Below are 1,651 nucleotides of genomic sequence, written 5' to 3' on the forward strand. Positions count from 1 at the left end.
CCACTCCAAGCACCCGGACATCGACATCAAGCTCACCGAGGTGGGCACCTCCACGGAGACCGCCCAGTCGCTGACCACGGCGCTGGCCGGCGGCAAGGTGCCGGACCTGGTGCTCATCCAGGGCGACAACCTGCCGCAGTTCGTGGAGCAGCCGCAGAACTTCGTGGACCTGCGCACGCTCGGCGCGGACGACGTCAAGGGCGACTACCTGGACTGGGTGTGGAAGCAGAGCGTCGCCAAGGACGGCGAGGTGCTGGGCGTCCCCACCGACGTGGGCGGCATGGCGGTGGCCTACCGGACCGACCTGTTCGCCGCTGCCGGCCTGCCCACCGACCGTGAGGCGGTGAGCGCGCTGTGGCCGACGTGGGACGCGTTCATCGAGACGGGCAAGCGCTACAAGCAGGCCACCGGCAAGGCGTTCACCGACAACGCGGCGACGAGCGTCTTCTACCAGGCGGTCAACCAGGTCTCCGAGAAGTACTACAGCGACGACCGCAAGCTGGTCTACCGCACCAACCCGCAGGTGAAGGCGGCGTTCGAGCTCGGCATCAAGGCCGCCACCTCCGGCATCACCGCCGGGCAGTCCTCGTTCGAGAGCGCGTGGAGCGCCGGCATGACGCAGGGCGCGTACGCGGCGGTGTCCGCGCCGTCGTGGATGCTCAACAGCATCCGCACCACCGCCCCGGACACCAAGGGCAAGTGGGACATCGCGAAGATCCCCGGCGGTTCCGGCAACTGGGGCGGCAGCTACCTGGCCATCCCGAAGCGCGCGAAGAACCCGCAGGCCGCCTGGAACTACATCAAGGAGATGCAGTCGCCCCAGGGTCAGTTGGAGCACTTCGGCCGCGTCGGCGCCCTGCCCTCCACGCCCTCGGTGTACAAGGACGACAAGCTCTCCGGCGCGAAGGACCCGTTCTTCTCCGACGCGCCGACCGGCAAGATCTACACGGACTCCCTGCTGGGCCTCAAGCCGTTCTACATCGGTCCCGACAGCGCGGCCATCGGCCAGGAGTTCCTGGACGCCATCACCAACGTCGAGCAGGCCGGCGGCAACCCGGCCACCGCGTGGGACGACGCCCTGAGCAACATCAAGACCGCCATCGGCGAGTGACGACCGTGACCGCCACGCTCACGCCGGCGCCCTCGGCGGCACTGCCGCCCCCTGCCTCCCCGAGAGGCAGGGGGTTCGTCGAGCGCCTGTCGCCGTACGCCTACATCGCCCCGTTCTTCATCCTCTTCGCGGTCTTCGGGCTGTTCCCGCTGCTGTTCACGTTCTACGTGGCCCTGTTCGACTGGAACCCCATCGGTGACCAGGTGTTCATCGGCGCGGACAACTTCACCCGGATGTTCGGCGACCCGCGGTTCTGGAACGCCACCGGCAACACGGTGAGCATCTGGGCGCTGTCCACCATCCCGCAGCTGCTGCTGGCGCTGGTGCTGGCGCACGTGCTCAACCACGCCCGGCTGCGGTTCGCGCTGTTCTTCCGGATGTCCGTGCTGGTCCCCTACATCACCTCGGTCGCGGCCACCGCGATCGTGTTCGCGCAGCTGTTCGACCGCGACTACGGGCTGCTCAACTGGGTGCTCGGGCTGGTCGGGATCGAGCCGGTCGACTTCGTGCAGTCCACCTTCGGCAGCCACGTGCTCATCG

Annotated in this window: 2 protein-coding genes; both read left to right on the forward strand. The window is 68.3% G+C overall.

Going from position 1 to position 1,651, the window contains the following annotated elements; genetic code table 11:
• Window positions 1-1,111: extracellular solute-binding protein (locus AB0G02_RS39020; RefSeq protein ID WP_360805190.1), on the forward strand; the 1,111-nt coding region annotated here is incomplete at its 5' end.
• The coding region (locus AB0G02_RS39025) for a sugar ABC transporter permease (protein WP_360805192.1) at window positions 1,108-1,651 on the forward strand (544 nt) is incomplete at its 3' end. The genes AB0G02_RS39020 and AB0G02_RS39025, both read left to right, overlap by 4 nt.

This window comes from Actinosynnema sp. NPDC023658 (genome assembly GCF_040639995.1).
In the GTDB taxonomy this organism is placed as follows: Bacteria; Actinomycetota; Actinomycetes; order Mycobacteriales; family Pseudonocardiaceae; genus Actinosynnema.